Origin of the sequence: Janthinobacterium sp. SUN176 (assembly GCF_030587335.1) — a bacterium.
GTDB classification, from domain to species: domain Bacteria; phylum Pseudomonadota; class Gammaproteobacteria; order Burkholderiales; family Burkholderiaceae_D; genus Janthinobacterium; species Janthinobacterium kumbetense.
This window is the reverse complement of record NZ_JAPWIA010000003.1, coordinates 144,945-165,911: the sequence shown is the minus strand read 5'-3', so window position 1 is coordinate 165,911 and position 20,967 is coordinate 144,945. Positions and strand designations below refer to the sequence as shown.

Sequence of the window (20,967 nt, the reverse complement as noted above, 5' to 3'; positions counted from 1 at the left end):
AAGCGGCTTTGCGCAAACTCCGGCATACTCTGTTTTCAAGGTGATTCCTGCTGCTGTGCAGCATGCTTTTCGCGTGCCTGGCGAGTGCAAGTACTTACTATAAATCATTGTTTCTAAGCAATTTTGGCGCTGTCTGTTGCATTTGGAGTGGAACTACCAATAAAGGCTTGTTTTGATGTACTTAAACTACAAACTTTGCTTGCCTCCGGGCGCATTCATCCTTTAAGCTTGGCGTCCCATGCGTCCCACTTCATCATTTAAAATCATGAGCGCTTCGTCTTCTTCCGTACTGCCGACTTCCGCCTTCGCCGATGGACCGCGCCTGCTGGCCGACGTGGGCGGCACTAATGCCCGTTTCGCCCTGGAAGTGGCCGCCGGCCACATCACCCTGGTGGAAGTGTTGCCCTGTGCCGATTACCCGAGCCTGTCCGCCGCCCTGCAAGCCTACCTGGCCCTGCCGCACATTGCCGCGGCCGGCGGGCAAGCCGTGCGCCATGCCGTGATTGCCATCGCCAATCCCGTCGACGGCGATTTCCTCAGCATGACGAACCACCACTGGTCGTTCTCGATCCGCGCCATGCGCGAAGAGTGCGGTTTCACGACCCTGGACGTGGTCAACGATTTCACGGCCCTGGCGCGCGCCTTGCCGCAACTGTCCAACGAGCAAAAGCACCAGGTGGGCGCGGGCACGGCCCGTCCGAACACGGCCATCGGCCTGATCGGCGCCGGCACGGGCCTGGGCGTATCGGGCCTGATTCCTTCGCACGGCGGCTGGATCGCCCTGCAAAGCGAAGGCGGCCACGTCAGCTTCGCGCCGTTCAATGAAGTGGAAGTGAGCATTCTGCAATTTGCCTGGCGCGAATACGAGCATGTCTCGGCCGAGCGCCTGATTTCCGGCGATGGCCTGGAATTGATCTACCGCGCCTTGGCCGACCGCGCGGGCGTGCCGGCGGAAGACTTGCCGGCGGCGGAAATCACGCGCCGCGCGCTGGCTGGCGAATCGCAGCTGTGCGACGACGTCATCGAAGCGTTCTGCTGCATGCTGGGCACCGTGGCGGGCAACGTCGCCGTCACCCTGGGCGCGCTGGGCGGCATCTATATCGGCGGCGGCATTGTGCCGCGCCTGGGCGCGCGTTTCGACCGCTCCGGCTTCCGCGCCCGCTTCGAGCGCAAGGGCCGCTTCGCCAATTATGTCTCGCAAGTGCCGACCTTCGTCATCACGGCGCAGTACCCAGCTTTCCTGGGCGCATCGGCCATTCTCTCGGAGAAACTCGCCTCCCTGTGATGTTGGCAGCGGGCGGGATGTCGCGCCAGAGCCGGGTAAAACGCGTGTTTTACCCGGTTTTGCGCTTTTCCGCTTTTTATCAGGTACAATTGGCATCGTTGGATGAAACGACGACTGTCGCTTTCCCGTCTGGCTGCATCGTCGCCACAGGAAAAGCAGCTGCTCCGGAGTTCGTTTCATTGCTGGTTATTTAAGGCCAGCACCATGGATGGCAGGACTTTCACTGCATCCGCTTTAGTCCCGCTTTGCGCGCATCGGCCAAGGCGTCGGAAAAACAGCCTCAACTAGTAACCCAGCACGGCGTCATCATCGATGTCTGCCCTCTGTTACGTTGAAATGAACGTTTTTGATTTCTTTCTCTGCATACGAATTGCAACACACATCCGCACAGAATTGCTATGAATACAATTGAGGCTAAAAAAGTCCTCGAAACCGCGTTGCTGTGCGCTCGTGAATCGCTGACGATCCACAGCTTGAAGAAGCTGTTCGTCGATGCGGACGAGAATGGTCGCGTGCGTGGCGTCGGCGTCGGTGCCGACACGATCAAGCAATTGCTGGAAGAGTTGCGCGATGAGTGGGAAGGGCGCGGCATCGAGATCGTCAGTCTCGCTTCGGGCTGGCGCTTTCAAAGCCGCCCGGAAATGAAGATGTATCTGGACCGTCTGACGCCCGAGCGGCCGCCCAAGTATTCGCGGGCGACCCTGGAAACCCTGGCCATCATCGCCTATCGCCAGCCGGTGACGCGCGGCGATATCGAGGAGATTCGCGGCGTTGCCGTCAATTCGCAGACGATCAAGATGCTGGAAGACCGTGGCTGGGTCGATGCCATCGGTTACCGCGACGTGGTGGGACGGCCGGCCTTGCTGGCCACCACCAAGCAGTTTTTGGATGACCTGGGTTTGCATTCGCTGTCCCAGCTGCCGCCGTTGCAGCAAATCAGTGAAATGCAGGGCAATGGGCTGGAAGCCCTGGAAGCGGCCCTGCAAGAGAATTTTGACAAGGCAAGCAATGAGCTTGTCCCCCAGCTTGGTGCAGGTAGCAATACGGCTGTGACAGATGTAGATGTGACAGCAAGCCTTGATGCCGGCCCCGATGCTTCGCCCACGGACGAAGCCTACACTCACGACCCTGCGCCAGAACTAACGGTTGACGCTGCGCCAGGTCAGCACAGCCAAGAAACGAAGAATGAATAATCCGAACACACCCGAGACAGTAACCGCCAGCGACGAAGCCATCGTTGCCAAGCCCAAGCGCCGCACCAAGGCTCAGATCGAAGCCGATACGGCCGCTGCCGCCGCTGCAGGCGACACCGCCGCTGCCAAGCCGAAGCGCCGCACGAAAGCCGACGTGGCTGCCGATGCGCCCGTCGTCGTCGCCGCTGCTGAAACTGAAGCGGCGCCAGCCGCCAAGAAAACCCGCGCCAAGCCAGCCTTGAAGGCCGTGGCCGACGCCGCCGAAGCGGCTGCCGAGGCGGTTGCCGCTCCGGCACCGCGTCCGCCGCGCGCCCGCGCCGCCGCCAAGGCCGCTGCCGCCGTCGCTGAAACGGCGCCGGAAGTTGCTGCCGACAAGCCGGCCGAAGCGCGTCCGACGCGCGGTCCGCGCCAGATGCGTGGTGTACAGGCTGAGCGCGCGCTGCGCCAGCCGCCGCGCGCCGAAGCGCCGCAGGCAGCCGAAGCCGCACCTGTCGCCGAGCAAGCTGCCGCGCCTGTCGCCGATGTGTTCGATGCCGAAGGCAACCTCGTATCCGGCCCGCGCCTGCCGCGCGGTCCGCGCAACGACGTGCCGGGCGCCGGCAAGAATGCCGGCAAGAGCCGCAAGAAGGGCAAGGGCCGCCAGGCTGCGCCGGGCAAGCTCAGCGACGCTGATGCTGTCTTCTCGTTCGTCACCTCCGACGCGTTCGACAGCGAAGAAGGCGGCACGGGCCGCGTACAGAAAGCCGTCGTGCGCCGCGACCTGACGTCCGACGACGATGCGCCGAAGCTGCACAAGGTGCTGGCCGAAGCCGGTCTCGGTTCGCGCCGCGACATGGAAGACCTGATCATTTCTGGCCGCGTATCCGTCAATGGCGAGCCAGCCCACATCGGCCAGCGCATCTTGCCGAGCGATCACGTGCGCATCAATGGCAAGTTGATCCAGCGCCGCGTCAGCAAGAAGCCGCCACGTGTATTGGTCTACCACAAGCCGGCCGGCGAAATCGTCAGCCATAATGACCCGGACGGCCGTCCATCCGTATTCGACCGCTTGCCGACCATGAAAGCCGGCAAGTGGCTGGCCGTTGGCCGCCTCGACTTCAACACGGAAGGCTTGCTGCTGTTTACCACCTCCGGTGATTTGGCCAACCGCCTGATGCACCCGCGCTACGGTATCGACCGCGAGTACGCCGTGCGTACCCTGGGCGAGCTGGAAGAGGGCATGCGCCAGAAACTGCTGGCCGGCGTCGAGCTGGAAGACGGCCTGGCGCAGTTCTCGAAGATCGCCGATGGCGGCGGCGAAGGCATCAACAAGTGGTACCGCGTGGTGATCGGCGAAGGCCGTAACCGCGAAGTGCGCCGCATGTTCGAAGCCATCGGCCTGACCGTTTCGCGCCTGATCCGTACCCGCTACGGCGCCATGACCCTGCCGAGCGGCCTGAAACGCGGCCGCTGGGAAGAGATGGATGAAAACACCGTGCGCGACCTGTTGACGGCCTACGGCATCGAAAAGAAAATGCCGGCATCGGGCGACCCCCGTGCCGCTGGCGCCGCCAAGGGCCGCGAAGCGCGCAAGGCCAGCCGCGATGACGAGCCGAATGGCAACCGCATCGATGTGAGCAACCGCAACGCCGATCCTTTCCCGGTCGCGCCGCGCCGTGGCCAGCCGCAAGGCCAGTTTGCCCGTCCGCAAGGCCAGGGTCGCCCAGGCGGCGCCGGCCGTCCAGGCGACGCGCGTGGTCCTGGTCGTGGTCAGCCGCAAGGTCCGTTCCAGGGTGGTCAGCCCCGCTCGTCGGCATCGTTCGAAGGCGCGCCGCAAGGCCAGGGCCGTCCGCCGCGTGCGGCAGGCCAGGGTCAAGGCCGTCCGGGTGGCGAAGGCCGCGCGCCGCAGCGCGGTCCGCGCCAGCCCGATCCGCTGCAAACGGCGTTCGGCTTCGCCAACACGGGTCCGCGCCGCAATACGGGTGGCGGTGGTGCTGGTGGGCAACGTTCCGGTGGTCAGCCGCGTGGCGGCATGGATCGTGGCGGCATGGATGGCATGCCGCGCCGCCGCAGCAAAGGTTAATCGGGAAGAGTTTCTTCTTGCGCGCCCGCCGATCTGCCGCGGGTGCGCGCTCTTGTAACTGTTGTAAGCCGGGCCGCTCCGCGTGTGCGGCATTGCGGCGAAGTTAATAAGAGGTTATAATCTGCAGCCTAATAAAAGTTCTCCGCAGGGTTGTTTGGTGGGGAGTGCTTTCATCTGGTTGGGGAAATACAAGAAGATGGGCAGATGCCCATTTTTTTTTTGTTGAACCGTTTGTAATGGCTCCGCAAGGGGCCATATATGACTTGAATGCGTGTTTTTGCATGTTGTAGGCGCCCGATGTGGCGCTGTCATGCCGAAAACGGGCCTTATTTCTGGAGAATTTCTTGCAGCAGTTGGGATTAATTGAAAAGACAGTTACAGGTCTGGGCTATGAGCTCGTTGATGTCGAACGTGCCGAGCGCGGACTGCTGCGCGTCTTTATTGATTTCAGCGCCGCCGATGCCGCTGAAAAAGGTCCGATCACGGTCGAAGACTGTGCCACGGTGAGTCACCAGTTATCGCATGTGTTGACGGTAGAGAACGTTCCTTACGAGCGCCTCGAGATTTCTTCCCCGGGTCTGGATCGTCCGGTGCGCAAGCTGGAAGACTTTGTCCGTTTCGCAGGTCAGGAAATCATCGTCAAGCTGATGGTGGCGATGCCGGGTACGAACAACCGGAAATCGTTCCAGGGGATCTTGCAAGAACCCGTGGGCGATAAATTGTCGTTGGAATTTGAAGGTAAGGATGGTCCGGCGATGTTGGAGTTTACGCTCGCGGATGTGGATAAGGCACGCTTGGTGCCGCAGGTGGTTTTTAAGGGACGCAAAGCATGAGCCGCGAAGTTTTATTATTGGTTGACGCGCTGGCGCGCGAAAAAAACGTCGATAAAGATGTCGTCTTCGGCGCCCTCGAATTCGCGTTGGCGCAAGCCACGAAGAAACGGTATGAGGGTGAGGTAGACATCCGCGTTTCGATCGACCGCGAAACGGGCGAATTCGAATCGTTCCGCCGCTGGCACGTGGTGCCCGATGAAGCGGGCCTGCAATTGCCGGATCAGGAGATCCTGCATTTCGAGGCAAAAGAACAGATTCCGGATATCGAAGTCGATGACCACATCGAAGAACCGATCGAATCCGTCGAATTCGGCCGCCGTTTCGCCCAGGATACCAAACAGGTCGTCCTGCAGCGCGTGCGTGACGCCGAGCGCGAACAGATCCTGGTCGACTTCCTGGAACGCGGCGACTCGCTCGTCACCGGCACCATCAAGCGCATGGAACGCGGCGACGCCATCGTCGAATCGGGCAAGATCGAAGCACGTTTGCCACGCGACCAGATGATCCCGAAAGAGAATCTGCGTATCGGCGACCGCGTGCGTGCTTTCATCTTGCGCATCGACCGCAACATGCGCGGCCCGCAAGTGATTTTGTCGCGTACCGCGCCAGACTTCATCATGAAGCTGTTTGAACTGGAAGTGCCGGAAATCGAGCAAGGCATGCTGGAAATCAAATCCGCAGCCCGCGATGCCGGCGTCCGCGCCAAGATCGCCGTCTACACGGCCGACAAGCGCATCGACCCGATCGGTACTTGCGTCGGCATGCGCGGTTCGCGCGTGCAGGCCGTGACCGGCGAACTCGGCGGCGAACGTGTCGATATCGTGCTGTGGTCGGAAGATCCGGCGCAGTTCGTCATCGGCGCCCTGGCGCCGGCGAACGTGTCGTCGATCATGGTCGATGAAGAAAAACACGCGATGGATGTCGTCGTGGATGAAGAAAACCTGGCAATCGCGATCGGCCGTTCCGGCCAGAACGTGCGCCTGGCCTCGGACCTGACCGGCTGGAAGATCAACATCATGACGGCCGAAGAATCGGCTGACAAAGCTGCCCAGGAAACGGCTGCCGTGCGCATCCTGTTCATGGAAAAGCTCGATGTCGACCAGGAAGTGGCCGATATTCTGGTGGAAGAAGGTTTCGCCAGTCTGGAAGAAATCGCTTACGTGCCAATTTCCGAAATGCTGGAAATCGAATCGTTTGACGAAGATACCGTCAATGAACTCCGTACCCGTGCGCGTGATGCGCTCGTGACCGAAGCGATTGCTTCGGAAGAGGGTCTGGAAGGCATGGACGAGGCGTTGGTCGGTCTGGAAGGCATGGACCGCATTACCGCCGGCAAGCTGGGTCTGGCTGGTATCAAGACCGTTGAAGCATTTGCAGCACTGGCATACGACGAATTTGGCGCAATCCTGGCCTTGTCTGCGGACCGTGCGCGTGAACTGATTACAAGTGAATTTAAAGATGTGACCGACGATGAGATGAAGTTGGTTGACTCGAAATACGACGATCGTGCCAAGGCGTTGCAAGCCAAGGCATGGAGTCTGGCCGAATCCGCAAAGGCTTAATTTGAGTATCTTTATCATCTCCGCGACACATAGAAAAGAGGACTGAATGGCGAGTAACAACGTAGCCCAATTTGCCACCGAACTGAAGATGCCTGCAGATTTGCTGCTGACGCAGCTGCGTTCTGCCGGCGTCGAGAAAAGTTCGACGTCAGATCCATTGTCGAAAGATGATAAGGACAAGCTTTTGGATCATCTGCGCCGCACACACGGCGCAGCGGCTGACACAGAAAAGAAGAAAATCACCGTGACCCGCAAGGAAACGACTGAAATCAAGCAAGCTGACGCCACCGGCAAATCGCGCACCATCCAGGTGGAAGTGCGCAAGAAACGCACTTTCGTCCAGCGTGACGAAGCTGCGCCGGTCGCGGCTGAACCGGTCGCGCCTGCCGCACCGGTGATCGATCCCGCCGACGTGGCGCGCCGTGAAGAAGAAGCCCGTAAACAGGCTGAACTGATCGCCCGCCAGGAAGCCGATCTGCGCGAAAAGCAAGAACGTCTGGCCAAGCTCGACGCGGAAAAGGAAGCCCAGGCGAAAGCCACGCAACAGGCTGAATTGGCTGCGAAGAAAGAAGCGGAAGCGGAAGCGAAGAAAGCGGCCGCCAAGGCTGCCGCCGCTCCTGCCGCCAGCGCCGCTGCGCCTGTCGTTGACGACGCCGCCGCCGAAGCGAAAAAAGCTGCTGCCGCTGAAGAAGCGAAGAAGAAAGCCGCCGCCGCTGCTGTTGCCGCCAAGGAAGCCGCTGACAAAGCGGAAGCCACCGAGCGTGCACGCAAGGCCGTGGCCGACGAAGTCGCCCAGATCAAGGCCATGATGAACGCGCCACGTCGCGCCATCAAGGCTCCTGAGCCTGCACCGGTACCGGTCAAGCCGAAGGCGCCGGAAGGCACGCTGCACAAGCCTGCTGACAAGAAACCTGGCGACAAGCCGGGCGACAAGAAGCCTGCTGTTGCAGACAAGAAATCCATCAAGTCGGCGAATGTGTCGTCCACCTGGTCCGATGACGCGAAAAAACGCGGCACCACCGGTGGTCCTAAACCACGCGGCAACAGCGGCCCAGGCGGCCGTGACAGCTGGCGCGGTGGCGCGAAGGGCCGTCGCCCGACGCACCATGACGACCGTGAATCGAACTTCCAGGCGCCTACGGAAGCCGTCGTCAAGGACGTGCACGTACCGGAAACGATCACCGTGGCCGAACTGGCGCACAAAATGTCCGTCAAGGCATCCGAAGTCATCAAGCATTTGATGAAATTGGGCCAGATGTGCACGATCAACCAGGTGCTGGACCAGGAAACCGCCATGATTCTGGTGGAAGAAATGGGCCACAAGGCGTTCGCCGCCGAACTGGACGATCCGGAAGCGCTGCTGGCCGATGTGGGCGAACACGCGCACTTCGAAACCAAGCCACGCGCACCGGTGGTCACCGTCATGGGTCACGTCGACCACGGCAAGACCTCGCTGCTGGACTATATTCGTCGCGCCAAGGTTGCTTCCGGCGAAGCGGGTGGCATTACGCAGCATATCGGCGCTTACCACGTCGATACGCCACGCGGCATGATCACCTTCCTCGACACCCCGGGTCACGAAGCGTTTACCGCCATGCGTGCCCGTGGCGCCAAGGCAACCGACATCGTCATTCTGGTGGTTGCCGCCGACGATGGCGTGATGCCGCAAACGAAAGAAGCGATTGCCCATGCGAAAGCAGCCGGCGTACCGCTGGTGGTGGCGATCAACAAGGTCGACAAACCAGGCGGCAACGTTGACCGCGTGACGCAGGAACTGGTCGCCGAACAAGTCGTGCCGGAAGAATACGGTGGCGAATCGCCATTCGTGCCGGTGTCGGCCAAAACGGGTCAAGGTATCGACGACCTGCTGGAACAAGTGCTGTTGCAAGCCGAAGTGCTGGAACTGACGGCACCGGTCGAAGCGCCTGCGCGCGGCCTGGTAGTCGAGGCGCGTCTGGACAAGGGCCGTGGTCCTGTCGCGACGATCCTGGTGCAGTCCGGTACCTTGCGCCGCGGCGACGTGATCCTGGCTGGCTCTTCGTATGGCCGTGTTCGCGCCATGCTGGACGAGAACGGCAAAGCCATCGCTGAAGCGGGTCCTTCGATTCCGGTCGAAATCCAGGGTCTGACGGAAGTGCCGGTTGCCGGTGAAGAAGTCGTCGTCATGGCTGACGAGCGCAAGGCGCGTGAAATCGGTCTGTTCCGTCAAGGTAAGTTCCGCGACGTGAAACTGGCGAAACAGCAAGCTGCGAAACTGGAAAACATGTTCGACCAGATGGCCGAAGGGGAAGTGAAAAACTTGCCACTGATCATCAAAACCGACGTGCAAGGTTCGCAAGAAGCGCTGGTCGGTTCGCTGCAGAAGCTGTCGACCTCCGAAGTGCGCGTACAAGTGGTACACGCTGCCGTCGGCGGCATCACGGAATCGGACGTCAACCTGGCAGTCGCCTCGAAAGCGGTCATCATCGGCTTCAACGCCCGTGCTGATGCCCAGGCACGCAAGCTGGCCGAGTCGAATGGCGTGGACATTCGCTACTACAACATCATTTACGATGCGATCGACGAGATCAAATCGGCGTTGTCGGGCATGTTGGCACCAGAGAAACGCGAAACGGTCATCGGCCAGGTCGAGATCCGCCAGGTTATCCTGGTCTCGAAAGTGGGCGCGATTGCCGGTTGCCTGGTCACCGATGGCGTGGTCAAGCGTGCTTCTTCCGTCCGCCTGTTGCGCAACAACATCGTGGTGTGGAGCGGCGAGATCGACTCCCTGAAACGCTTCAAGGACGATGCGAAAGAAGTTCGCGCCGGTCTGGAGTGCGGCCTGTCGCTGAAGAACTACAACGACATTCAGGTTGGCGACACGCTGGAAGTGTTCGAAGTCCAGGAAATCGCTCGTACCCTGTAATCACAGCAGTAATGGCGCGGACATATCTTTGTCCGCGCAAACACGTGGGGCGCATTGGTCAACGGGCAACCGTTTGACCCATGCGCCCTGCGGCACTTAGGACAGCATAAAATCATGGCTAAACATAGCAAAACCATGCCAGCGCGCGGCTTGCGCGTGGCCGACCAGATCCAGCGCGATCTGGCAGAAATCGTCGCCTACGAATTGAAGGACCCGCGCGTCGGCACGATGATCACCATCACCGAAGTGCAGATCACGCCCGATTACGCGCACGCCAAGGTGTTTTTCACGATGTTGAAAGACAGCAAGGAAGCCATCAAGAACACCACCGAAGGCTTGATGGCCGCGGCCGGCTTCATCCGTGGCTTGCTGGGCAAGCGCCTGCACATCCACACCTTGCCGATGTTGCATTTCGTGCACGACAGCTCGACGTCGCGCGGCATGGAAATGTCCTTGCTGATCGACAAGGCCAACGCCACGCGCGCGGCTGACGCCGAGCCGGACGCGAAACCCGAGACGGACGAGCAATAACAGTGGCGGGTCCGAAGAAACCACCGGGCATCAAGCGGGTGCGCGACCTGGTCGATGGCGTCTTGCTGCTGGATAAGCCTGTCGGCTGGTCCAGCAACGACGCCTTGATCAAGGCCAAGCGCGTGCTGAACGCGAAGAAGGCGGGCCATACGGGCACGCTGGATCCGTTCGCCACGGGCCTATTGCCGCTGTGCTTTGGCGAGGCGACGAAATTCTCGCAGGACTTGCTGGAAGCGGATAAAACCTACGAAACCCTGGTGCACCTGGGGCAGACGACGGATACGGGCGACACGGAAGGCGAAGTGCTGGAAACGCGCGACGTCAACGTCACCGAAGAGCAGATCGAAGCCGTGCTGGCGCAGTTCCGCGGGCCTATCCTGCAGACGCCGCCCATGTACTCGGCCTTGAAAAGAGACGGCAAGCCCTTATATGAGTATGCAAGGGCCGGCATCACCCTGGAGCGCGAAGCGCGCCCGGTGACCATCCACAAGCTTGAGTTCCTCGGCTACGAAGCCCCGTTCCTGAAATTGTCCGTGATGTGCAGCAAGGGCACGTATATCCGCGTGCTGGGCGAAGACATCGGCCATGCCTTGGGTTGCGGCGGCCATTTGAACGCCTTGCGCCGCACCCACGTGGGCAACCTGACCCTTGACGGCGTCGTCACGCTCGATGAATTGACGGCGCACGCCGCGCCGTTGAGCTTGCTGGCGCCCGTCGATGCATTATTGTCGAGCTTTCCCGCCGTCCAGCTGACGGAAGAATTGGCCAAGCGTTTCCTGCACGGCCAGCGCATTGCGCTGGGCAAGGAAGACGTCGCCGTGCCAGCCGAGCCGGGCAGGGTGCGCGTGTATCACGACAGCAAACTGCTGGGCACGGGCCAGTTGCAGGAATACAGCATCCTGGCCCCGGAGCGTCTCATTGCCACGGCGCATCAATAAGTCACAGCAACGTCATATTACCCAGCGACACTCGTCAAACAGTGTCGCTTTTTTAAACAAACCGTCCCCGACTGCGGGAGCCGCCAGCATTTTTAGATAGCGTTGCAACGCAACATGCTATACTACGCGGTTCCGGAAATAGATTAGCATTCGGGTATCTCGTACATCTTGTACGCACTCCGCAGTTTTTCAGTAACTACTACGACCATGTCAAATACAAAACGCGCAATTCGTAATATCGCCATTATCGCCCACGTTGACCACGGCAAAACCACGCTGGTGGATCAGCTGCTGCGCCAGTCCGGCACCTTCCGTGAAAACCAAGCGGTCGACACCCGAGTCATGGACTCGAACGACCTGGAAAAGGAGCGCGGCATTACGATTCTGTCGAAGAACTGCGCCGTTGAGTACGAAGGCACCCACATCAACATCGTCGACACCCCAGGCCACGCCGACTTCGGCGGCGAAGTGGAACGTGTTCTGTCGATGGTGGACTCGGTTCTGCTGCTGATCGATGCACAAGAAGGCCCGATGCCGCAAACCCGTTTCGTCACGCGCAAGGCGCTGGCACTGGGTCTGAAGCCTATCGTTATCGTCAACAAGATCGACCGTCCGGGCGCACGTCCGGACTGGGCCATCAACCAGACGTTCGAACTGTTCGACAAGCTGGGCGCTACCGACGAACAACTGGACTTCCCTATCGTTTACGCTTCGGGCCTGAACGGCTATGCCGGCCTGACCGAAGACGTGCGCGGCGGCGACATGAAGCCGATGTTCGACGCCATCCTGGAACACGTTCCAGTACGTGACGACAATCCGGAAGGCCCGCTGCAAATGCAGATCACCTCGCTGGACTACTCGTCGTACGTCGGCAAGATCGGCATTGGCCGCGTCAACCGCGGTACCGTCAAAGTCGGCCAGGACGTGCTGGTCATCAATGGCCCAGGCGCGACCCCGATCAAGGGCCGCATCAACCAGGTGCTGAACTTCAAGGGCCTGGAGCGCGTGCTGGTGGACGAAGCCGTCGCCGGCGACATCTGCCTGATCAACGGTATCGACGAAATCGGCATCGGTTCGACCCTGTGCGCAGTGGACACCCCAGAAGCGCTGCCTATGCTGACCGTCGACGAGCCGACCCTGACCATGAACTTCATGGTCAACAACTCGCCACTGGCTGGCCGCGAAGGCAAGTTCGTTACCTCGCGTCAACTGCGTGACCGTCTGGAAAAAGAATTGAAAGCCAACGTTGCTCTGCGCGTGGCACCAACCGACGACGACACGATCTTTGAAGTATCGGGCCGCGGCGAGCTGCACCTGACGATTCTGATCGAAAACATGCGTCGCGAAGGCTTCGAGCTGGCCGTTTCGCGTCCACGCGTGGTCTTCAAAATGGTCGATGGCGTGCGCCACGAGCCGTTTGAAAACCTGTCGGTCGACGTGGAAGAAGCGAACCAGGGCGGCGTCATGGAAGAACTGGGCCGTCGTCGTGGCGACCTGCAAAACATGGAATCGGATGGCAAGGGCCGCGTGCGTCTCGAGTACCTGATCCCGGCACGTGGCCTGATCGGCTTCCAGGGCGAATTCATGACCCTGACCCGCGGCACCGGCCTGATGAGCCATGTATTCCATGAATACGCACCAGTCGACAACACCCGTGGCGAAATGGCTGGCCGTCGTAACGGCGTGCTGATCTCGCAAGACGACGGTGCCGCTGTTGCTTACGCCATCTGGAAACTGCAAGACCGCGGCCGCATGTTCGTGTCGCACAATGACCCGGTCTACGAAGGCATGGTCATCGGTATCCACTCGCGCGACAACGACCTGGTCGTCAACCCGATCAAGGGCAAGCAGCTGACCAACGTGCGTTCGTCGGGTACCGACGAAGCGGTGCGCCTGGTACCGCCTATTCAGATGTCGCTGGAATACGCAGTCGAATTCATCGAGGACGACGAACTGGTGGAAATCACCCCTAAATCGATCCGTCTGCGCAAGCGCTTCCTGAAAGAGCACGAGCGTAAAAAAGCGTCGCGTGATTCGTAATCTGTTGTAGAGCATGGCCTGTGGGCCATGCCGCTCCGGCCCGCTGCGCCGCGTCACCGTCACTGGTGAGGCGCGCAGCGGGTTTGTCATTTGCAGCTCCTGTTTTTTGTAGACACCATGACTTCCTCTTCTTTGCCTTCCCGCCGCCTGTCCGTTGCCCCGATGATGGACTGGACCGACCGCCATTGCCGCAAGTTCCACCGCGAAATCACGCGCCACACCTGGCTCTATACCGAGATGGTGACGACGGGCGCGCTCGTGTACGGCGACGTGGAGCGCCATCTGCGCTTCAACGAAGAAGAGCATCCGGTGGCGCTGCAGCTGGGCGGCAGCGACCCGACGGACCTGGCCACCAGCGCCAAGCTGGGCCAGCAGTGGGGTTACGACGAGGTCAACCTGAACTGCGGCTGCCCGTCCGAGCGCGTGCAAAAGGGCGCGTTCGGCGCCTGCCTGATGGCCGAGCCGCAACTGGTGGCCGACTGCGTGAAAGCCATGCGCGACGTGGTCGATATCGACGTCACGGTGAAACACCGCATCGGCATCGACGACAGCGAGTCGTACGACTTCGTGCGCGACTTCGTCGGCACCGTGGCCGACGCCGGCTGCAAGACGTTTATCGTGCATGCGCGTAACGCCATCCTGAAAGGGCTGAGTCCGAAGGAAAACCGTGAAGTGCCGCCCCTCAAGTATGACTATGCCTACCGTTTGAAGCGTGATTTTCCGCAATTCGAGTTCATTATCAATGGCGGCATCAAGACGCTCGAGGAAATCGACCTGCACCTGCAGCACCTCGACGGCGTGATGCTGGGCCGCGAGGCGTATCACAACCCGTACGTGATGGCGCAATTCGACCAGCGCTATTACGGCGACGACGCTCCCGTCAAGACGCGCGAACAGGTGCTCGAAGCGATGATTCCTTATATTAGTGCGCAGCTGGAGAAAGAGGCGGGGCGCTTGAAACTGAACAGCGTTACGCGTCACATGCTGGGCCTGATGCAAAACCTGCCCGGTGCGCGCGGCTTCCGCCAGACCCTGTCCGATTCGAAGAAGCTGGCCTCGGGCGACCCGCGTTTGCTGCTGGAAGCGGCGGCGCGCCTGTCGTTGCCTGCCTGATGAGCGGCGATTGCCACGGCCTTGCGCGCCAGATTGACGGCTACCTGCAAGCCGTCAGCGCGCTGAAGGACGATGGCAGCCTTTTCGCATGCTCCTGTCTGGGCCCCGTCGCACCGCAGGCGGCGTTCGATGCGCTGTGCCGCGCGCTGGAGATCGCGCCGGACGGCTTGAGTCTGCAGCCGATCGAGAGCGTGGTGTGCAGCGGCGTCCTGTGCACGCCGCGCCAGTGGCTGCTCGAGCGCTTGCACCCGTCGAGCGAGGTTGACCGCCAGCCGCTCGATGCGCGCCTGTTCGATGGTTTCGAGAACGAACTGGCCGAACTGCTGGGCAGTGCGCCCCGCTGGTATCAACTGGTATCGTCCGGCCAGCGCAGCCTGGCCAGTCAATTGGGCGCCGTCTGGAGCGTCTTTGTCTTTGGCACAGAGCGTCACGCCTATGTGATGCATTGCAGCTGGGACCGCTGAGCAAACTTGTCTATACTGGTGCCCCGGCGCACTGGTATTGTCCGCACCACCCCCTCCTCTGAATACCACTTCCGAAACGATGTCATATGGCTATGCCATGTGTTGTAAATGCGCTGTTTCGGCGCACGGCCGCACTGTCGTGGGGCATTTCTATGGGGCAAGAAACGGCGTTGTTGCCATTTCCCCGAAGAAAGTTAATCAGCCATTTATTCAGGTACTTATTGCTTGCTTTGAGGCAAAATTTACACCTATAATTGATTATAGACAAATATTTCTCATATGAATGTTTGATGTTGATCTCACATCATCGGTGTCAAAAATTCAGTCCGTGGAACAAATTTGCATTCGCAGTCACTGGTGGTTTTCAGGGCTGTTGTAGACCAGGAAGTACCCCAGGCTGCGTGCGGCCGGATACCGCCAGCATACCAATGGGTAAGGGCGGATGCCGGTGTTGCGCAGCCTTCGTCTTGTCGTGCCGGGCAAAAATCCTTATCAATAGTTTCATTTACGAAGAGCCGAAATGAATTTAGCAAAAATGAAGGTTGGTACCCGCCTGGGCCTGGGTTTCGCCCTGGTACTGGTTCTGCTGGTGGCCGTGACCGTCCTCGGCATCGCGCGCATGGCGCAAATCCAGGAACGTCTCGATCACGTGATCAATGTCAACAACGTCGTCACCCGCCTGGTGATCGACATGCGTGGCAACGTCAGCGACCGCATCACCTCGCTGCGCATCCTGACCCTGATGACCGACGCGAGCGATATGGAGCCGGAAATGGCGCGTATCAAGACGCAAACGACCACCTATCAGGAAACGCAGAAGAAGCTCGAAGAGAAATTCGCCGTCGAGTCGACTTCTGAAGAAAAAGCCCTGCTGACCTCGATCAAGGAATACGAAGCCGCCGCCATGCCGGCCATCGCCAAGGCGTCCGCGCTGTGGATGGCCAACGATGCGGAAGGCGCCACGCGCGTGATGATCAAGGAAATCCGCCCGGTACAGAAAAAATGGATGGAAGCGCTGGAGCAACTGGCCGTGCTGGAAGACAAGCTCAATGAGCAGATGCAGTCGGACGCCCGCAAGGCCTTCGACAGCGCGCGCCTGTTCATGATCATCCTCGGCGTACTGGCCGTGGCGATGGGCGTGGCGGCGGCACTGGTGATTACCCGCGGCTTGCTGAAACAGCTGGGCGGCGAACCTGACTACACGGCATCGATCGCCGGCAGCATCGCCAATGGCGACCTGTCGATCGGCATCCACACGCAGCCATCGGACAATTCCAGCCTGCTGGCGGAAATGAAGGAAATGCGCAACAGCCTGGTGGGCATCGTCGGCCAGGTACGTGTCGGCACGGAAACCATCGGCACGGCGTCGCGTGAAATTGCCGACGGCAATATCGACCTGTCGTCGCGCACGGAAATGCAGGCCAGCGCGCTGGAAAAAACGGCGTCGGCCATGGAAGAGCTGACCTCGACCGTGAAACAGAATGCGGACAATGCGCGCGAAGCCAACAAGCTGGCCGCCACCGCCTCGGACGTGGCCCTGAAGGGCGGCTCCGTGGTGTCGCAAGTGGTTGACACCATGAGCTCGATCAATGAATCGGCGAAGAAAATTGTCGACATCATCGGCGTCATCGATGGCATCGCCTTCCAGACCAACATCCTGGCGCTGAACGCGGCCGTGGAAGCGGCACGCGCCGGCGAACAAGGCCGCGGCTTTGCCGTGGTGGCGTCGGAAGTGCGCAACCTGGCCCAGCGCTCCGCTGGCGCGGCGAAAGAAATCAAGATCCTCATCGACGATTCGGCCGAGAAGACGGAACGCGGTACGCGTCTGGTCGGCCAGGCTGGCGTGACGATGGGCGAAGTGGTCGACAGTGTGCGCCGCGTCACCGACATCATGAGCGAGATCGCCAGTGCCAGCCAGGAACAAAGCGCCGGCATCGAACAGGTCAACCTGTCGATCATCGAGATGGATGGCATGACGCAGCAAAATGCGGCCCTGGTGGAGCAGGCAGCTGCCGCGGCGCAAAGCTTGCAAGACCAGGCGGCCGAACTGGCCCACGTGGTCAGCATCTTCAAACTGGTCGAAGGCGAAGAAAAGCCGGCAGCGTATGTACCGGCCCCCGTAGCGGCTGTGGCTGCGCCCGTTGCCGCGCGCAAGCCGGCGCCGGCATTGCGCCCGGTGAAATCGCTGGCACGCAAGGCGGAAGCGGCAGCTCCCGTGGCTGCTCCGGCGCCGCGCAAGGCGGCAAGCGCCGGCAGTAATGACGAGTGGGAAGAGTTTTAAGCGCGGCCAACAGCGCACAGGAAGTTGTAATTACCGTATCTGATAATCATGGGGAAGCACATGTTTGAGAATAAGCGTTTGATGAGTGTTGCAGCAGCCTTGCTGGTGTCCGTTTCTTCCGCAGCCTTCGCTGCCGAGGTGCCGGCGTCGTTCGATGCCAAGAACTGCAAGGCCGACTATCCGAAAGCTTCGTTGATGAACGAAGAGCAGGGCACCGTGACGATGTCCTTCCTGGTCAATGCCGATGGTAGCGTTGCCGATTCGAAAGTCGAGAAGAGCAGCGGCTTCAAGAACCTGGACAAGGCCGCCATCAAGGCCCTGTCCGCGTGCAAGTTCAAGCCGGGCACCAAGGATGGCGCCGCAGCGCAGACCTGGACCAAGGTCGACTACGCCTGGAAGCTGGACTGATCCACCTATCGCCGGGAGCCTGGCTCCCGGCATGAGTTTTCCGCTACGGGCGGCGCCTGCAAGGGTGCCGCCCGTAGTGTTATGTGCGCCAGCCAACGGCACTGTCGCCGCCGATTCTGTTACCCTCGAAACATACCTTCGGGATCTCCCACCACAAGAGGCCTACCATGCAGCGCATCCTGACACTTTCCCTTCTCGCCGCCAGCGGCATGCTGCTTTCTGCCTGCGCCTCGCTGGGCACGCCCGTGGGCTTGCAGGCGGGGCAGACCGTGGCCGTCGTCAATAGCCTGAGCTGGGACAATCCCCTGACGGGCAAGCGCGACGGCGTGCGCACCAGCTGGCCCATCAAGGATGGCAAGATTGCCCCTGAGTATTTTCCGCTGGCGCAGCTGAAGCAATGCGAGGCGGGCGGCAAGCCTTGCGCCTGGGGCGTGATGCGGGCGCAGCGCGGCTCGCCCGCTTTGCAGTATGCGGACGGCGGCGTCGACCTGGCCGTGAGCGTGGCTATCGACATGGCGCGGCGCCAGGATGCGCGCCAGGGCGAAACGCAGACGGCAATGGCGATTCCGCAGGATGTGGCAGCGCTGGCTGGCCGGCAACAGGTGCAGCCTAGCTGGAAATTGAAGTATGGAAAGGTCGAGCAGGTCGAGCTCGATTACGGCGTGCGCTACCAGGTGTGCGTGCAGCGCTACGATGCGGCCGGCAAGGCCATCGATACTTGCGCGATACCGTTTATTTGAGGAAACATGCCGCGCGCGCCGTTTGTGGCGGCTTTGCGACACTTCATGTTGCGGCGTGCGTCGGGGTGTAACAATCGGTAAAAGCACAGCAAAGCGCGGCGTAATTTCTTATAGTACTTAATTAAGGTAGTACACCAGTATTGGTACCCGAGGAGAATTGCAATGAAAACCCTGTTGGCAGTAATTTCGCTGGCCGCCCTGGGGGGCTGCGTCGTGGCGCCGCCTGGTCCCGCGTATTACGGTTCGCGCGCGCCACAGGGGGCTTACAATCCCTATGAATGGCATACGGTCTCGTCCGAGCCGGTGCAGTCATCGCGCGTGGTGAGCGCGCCGCGCGTGGAATACACGAATGAACCCGTGTATGTGCAGCAGCAACCGGTGTACGTGCAACAGCCCGTGTATGTGCCGGCGCCCGTGTACGCGCCGCAACCGTATTATTACAATCCGCCCGTATCGATCGGGCTGGACTTCGTGTTTGGCTTTGGGCGCTACGGTGGACACCGCGGCGGTTGGGGTGGGCACGGACGTTATTACGGCCGCCGCTAGTCAACATCCCACTAAATTTACTGCGCGTCGCGATTCGCGGGCTGCGATGCTCGCTGTACTAAAGTACAGCTGCGCTTCTCCCCCACGACTCACTGCCGCTCGCTACAATTTGGTGAGAGTTGTGACGTAATATGAACTCAGTGGAAATATACGGAACTCTGGTGCAGCACGTCCGCCGAGCACAGGATGTACATCGCCGCCGCTGCCAGACCTATTTGCAAGGCGCCAAAGCTGATCGGGATGAGGCGGGACATGTCGTACTCCTGAGTAGTGTGAGGTGTGGTCAGGCTTTCATCATAGGATGACTCGATGCCTTTGGGCATCGGATGAACGTCCGCCACGATGTAGGACAATACCTCGTGCCTGGCGCCCCGCCTCGCTCTCCGGCCGTTTAGCGGTTTTTCCAGCGCACTACAGGCTCTTCCGGCGCCGTGTCCGGCACGTTCGAGATCGCCAGCCAGTGCGTCAGGCGTTCCGGATGCTTGAGATTGATGCCCATGCCATCGATGATGCCGACCTGTTCCAGCATGCGCGCATCGATTTTCGCCTTCGACACCGTGGGCGCGCCCATGACCATGCGGTCATATGCCTTGCGCGCCTTGTGTTCCCACTTGTGCAGATTGCTTTCGTCGAAGCGGTTCGCTTCGAAATACACGGTCAGGGTGCCATCGAGGTTGCCGAAGCCGACAATGCCCGCGCCCTTGCGGATGGTGGTGGTGTTGTCGATGTCAAATTCCGCCGTGGGCACGAAAATGCCGGCGCGGCCATCGATGTCGGGACGTCCCACGGGCGTTTCCTTGCCGTAGGAACTCGTTTCGGTAATGGTTTTTTCTGCAGACATGGTGCGTGTGGTGGCCGTGCCGGGAGCGCGATCGGGCCCGGCAGCGCCAGTCATCCTGTTCAAAAAATGCGTGCTGATGATCAGGGCGGGGTAGTGGCCCTGGCGGAGCGATGCTTGGCATTGCTTGATACCCCGCTATTGTAGCGTCAATTTAATTCTTTTTGGCAACATTTCCTGGGAATTATGCTTCCGTTTGGGCCATAAAAAAAGCCGCCCGGCCTGGTGGCGGAGCGGCTGTTGCACGACGACTTCAGACTCAGGCGGCAGTCTTGCGGCGTGCCATGAAACCCAGCAAGCCCAGGCCCAGCAGCATCATGGCGTAGCTTTCCGGTTCCGGCACGGCCGTCGTCACCGAGACGTTGTCCAGGTAGGAACCATAGGTTGGCGCGGAGGCCGGGCCGATCGATTCGAAACGCAGCAAGGTGGACGAACCGAGCGCGGTCACGTTCTGGCTGTAGGTTTGCCACACGCCGGTGGTGTTGCCGACCAGGGCCGTTGGCGTCAGCAGGGTCGAACCCCAGTAGACGTTCATCAGGCTGCTTGCGCCGCCTGGCGTATTCGGGCGGCCCGAGTAGGCAAACGACAGCGCATACGTGCCGCCGGCCGTGGTGGCGAGCGATTGCGACACGGACGTCAGGCGCTCGGCGTTGAGTTCCAGGTATTGCGTGCCGGCGGCAGCGACGGGGTTGAAGCCGCTCTGGCCGCCTTGCGTGGCGCCCTTCTGGATTTCAAAGGCCGTATTGCCGCTGACGGATGAGGTCCAGCCCGTCACGGCGCTCAATTGTGCGAATGGGGTGGTGATGGCGTTGCTTTCGAAGCTGCCGTTGACGACCAGTTCGGTCGCGGCGTTGGCGCCGCCGGCAGTGATCAGGGAGGCCAGTGCGGCGATCTTGAAGAGGGTAGCAGGCATTTTCATGTGGGTCCGTTCTATTATTTAAAAGTTAATTTCATTTCCTAAATGACATTTAAAGAATATCACTAAAACTCACGAAAAAAACTGCTGCACGATAAAAATATTTGTAATTGTGAAATCATTCATGTTCAAAATTGCATTAATTTCCATGGTGAACCAATTGCAGTGCTGGCGCAGGGTGAGCGCGGCCCTGAGGCTGCTTGCCCCGGAGTATTTTTGTGACATCGGGACGTAAAAAAACCTGCATCGAAACAACAACGATGCAGGTTTTTTGCGTGCCGCCCGCGTGCGCGCCCGGCTATTGATGCCATA

17 protein-coding genes are annotated in these 20,967 nt (G+C 60.4%); 15 read left to right on the top strand and 2 right to left on the bottom strand.

The window, feature by feature from the left end:
* Nucleotides 1–265: 265 nt before the first annotated feature.
* The 15 genes from O3299_RS22085 to O3299_RS22015 all read left to right on the top strand — a co-directional run bounded on the left by O3299_RS22085 (nucleotide 266) and on the right by O3299_RS22015 (nucleotide 18,901).
* The gene (locus tag O3299_RS22085) at nucleotides 266–1,285 is read left to right on the top strand and encodes a glucokinase (RefSeq protein WP_305063215.1); all 1,020 of its coding nucleotides are present in this window, start codon (nucleotides 266–268) and stop codon (nucleotides 1,283–1,285) included.
* 398 nt (nucleotides 1,286–1,683) lie between these two features.
* Nucleotides 1,684–2,478: an SMC-Scp complex subunit ScpB gene (gene scpB / locus O3299_RS22080; RefSeq protein WP_077400306.1), complete on the top strand. Its 795-nt coding sequence runs from the start codon at nucleotides 1,684–1,686 to the stop codon at nucleotides 2,476–2,478.
* The gene (gene rluB / locus O3299_RS22075) at nucleotides 2,471–4,540 is read left to right on the top strand and encodes a 23S rRNA pseudouridine(2605) synthase RluB (protein WP_305063214.1); all 2,070 of its coding nucleotides are present in this window, start codon (nucleotides 2,471–2,473) and stop codon (nucleotides 4,538–4,540) included. Before scpB ends, rluB begins: the two co-directional genes overlap by 8 nt.
* Nucleotides 4,541–4,884: 344 nt before the next feature.
* Nucleotides 4,885–5,373, top strand: a complete 489-nt coding sequence (gene rimP / locus O3299_RS22070; RefSeq protein WP_035828693.1) for a ribosome maturation factor RimP — start codon at nucleotides 4,885–4,887, stop codon at nucleotides 5,371–5,373.
* Nucleotides 5,370–6,935 carry a transcription termination factor NusA gene (gene nusA, locus O3299_RS22065; protein ID WP_077400312.1) on the top strand — a complete coding sequence of 522 codons (1,566 nt, stop codon included), beginning with the start codon at nucleotides 5,370–5,372 and terminating at the stop codon, nucleotides 6,933–6,935. Before rimP ends, nusA begins: the two co-directional genes overlap by 4 nt.
* A gap of 46 nt (nucleotides 6,936–6,981) precedes the next feature.
* Nucleotides 6,982–9,840 (top strand): translation initiation factor IF-2, encoded by a 2,859-nt coding sequence (gene infB, locus O3299_RS22060; protein WP_099665291.1) that lies wholly within the window; start codon nucleotides 6,982–6,984, stop codon nucleotides 9,838–9,840.
* Nucleotides 9,841–9,954: 114 nt separating this feature from the next.
* Nucleotides 9,955–10,371 (top strand): 30S ribosome-binding factor RbfA, encoded by a 417-nt coding sequence (gene rbfA / locus O3299_RS22055; RefSeq protein WP_099665290.1) that lies wholly within the window; start codon nucleotides 9,955–9,957, stop codon nucleotides 10,369–10,371.
* A 2-nt stretch (nucleotides 10,372–10,373) separates the two neighbouring features.
* Nucleotides 10,374–11,309: a tRNA pseudouridine(55) synthase TruB gene (gene truB, locus O3299_RS22050; RefSeq protein WP_166449563.1), complete on the top strand. Its 936-nt coding sequence runs from the start codon at nucleotides 10,374–10,376 to the stop codon at nucleotides 11,307–11,309.
* A 207-nt stretch (nucleotides 11,310–11,516) separates the two neighbouring features.
* Nucleotides 11,517–13,349, top strand: coding sequence for a translational GTPase TypA (gene typA / locus O3299_RS22045; RefSeq protein WP_076569139.1), 1,833 nt, complete (start codon nucleotides 11,517–11,519; stop codon nucleotides 13,347–13,349).
* A 117-nt stretch (nucleotides 13,350–13,466) separates the two neighbouring features.
* Nucleotides 13,467–14,462 carry a tRNA dihydrouridine(20/20a) synthase DusA gene (gene dusA, locus O3299_RS22040; RefSeq protein WP_251349820.1) on the top strand — a complete coding sequence of 332 codons (996 nt, stop codon included), beginning with the start codon at nucleotides 13,467–13,469 and terminating at the stop codon, nucleotides 14,460–14,462.
* Nucleotides 14,462–14,926, top strand: a complete 465-nt coding sequence (locus O3299_RS22035) for a hypothetical protein (RefSeq protein ID WP_305063213.1) — start codon at nucleotides 14,462–14,464, stop codon at nucleotides 14,924–14,926. The genes dusA and O3299_RS22035 overlap by 1 nt, the downstream gene beginning before the upstream one ends.
* Nucleotides 14,927–15,446: 520 nt before the next feature.
* Nucleotides 15,447–17,207 carry a methyl-accepting chemotaxis protein gene (locus O3299_RS22030; protein ID WP_251349822.1) on the top strand — a complete coding sequence of 587 codons (1,761 nt, stop codon included), beginning with the start codon at nucleotides 15,447–15,449 and terminating at the stop codon, nucleotides 17,205–17,207.
* Nucleotides 17,208–17,267: 60 nt separating this feature from the next.
* Nucleotides 17,268–17,615 (top strand): energy transducer TonB, encoded by a 348-nt coding sequence (locus tag O3299_RS22025; protein WP_077408994.1) that lies wholly within the window; start codon nucleotides 17,268–17,270, stop codon nucleotides 17,613–17,615.
* Nucleotides 17,616–17,782: 167 nt separating this feature from the next.
* A complete protein-coding gene (locus tag O3299_RS22020) occupies nucleotides 17,783–18,355 on the top strand; it encodes a hypothetical protein (protein ID WP_305063212.1) in 573 nt (190 codons plus the stop codon).
* Between the two features lie 162 nt (nucleotides 18,356–18,517).
* On the top strand, nucleotides 18,518–18,901 hold the full coding sequence (locus tag O3299_RS22015) for a hypothetical protein (RefSeq protein WP_077400334.1): 384 nt from the start codon (nucleotides 18,518–18,520) through the stop codon (nucleotides 18,899–18,901).
* A 391-nt stretch (nucleotides 18,902–19,292) separates the two neighbouring features.
* Here the strand turns inward: O3299_RS22015 and O3299_RS22010 are convergent, their stop codons facing one another.
* Together O3299_RS22010 and O3299_RS22005 are read right to left on the bottom strand one after the other, a co-directional pair.
* On the bottom strand, nucleotides 19,293–19,742 hold the full coding sequence (locus O3299_RS22010) for a hypothetical protein (protein WP_035825219.1): 450 nt from the start codon (nucleotides 19,740–19,742) through the stop codon (nucleotides 19,293–19,295).
* 256 nt (nucleotides 19,743–19,998) lie between these two features.
* Nucleotides 19,999–20,658 carry a PEP-CTERM sorting domain-containing protein gene (locus O3299_RS22005; protein WP_099665284.1) on the bottom strand — a complete coding sequence of 220 codons (660 nt, stop codon included), beginning with the start codon at nucleotides 20,656–20,658 and terminating at the stop codon, nucleotides 19,999–20,001.
* Nucleotides 20,659–20,967: the final 309 nt, after the last annotated feature.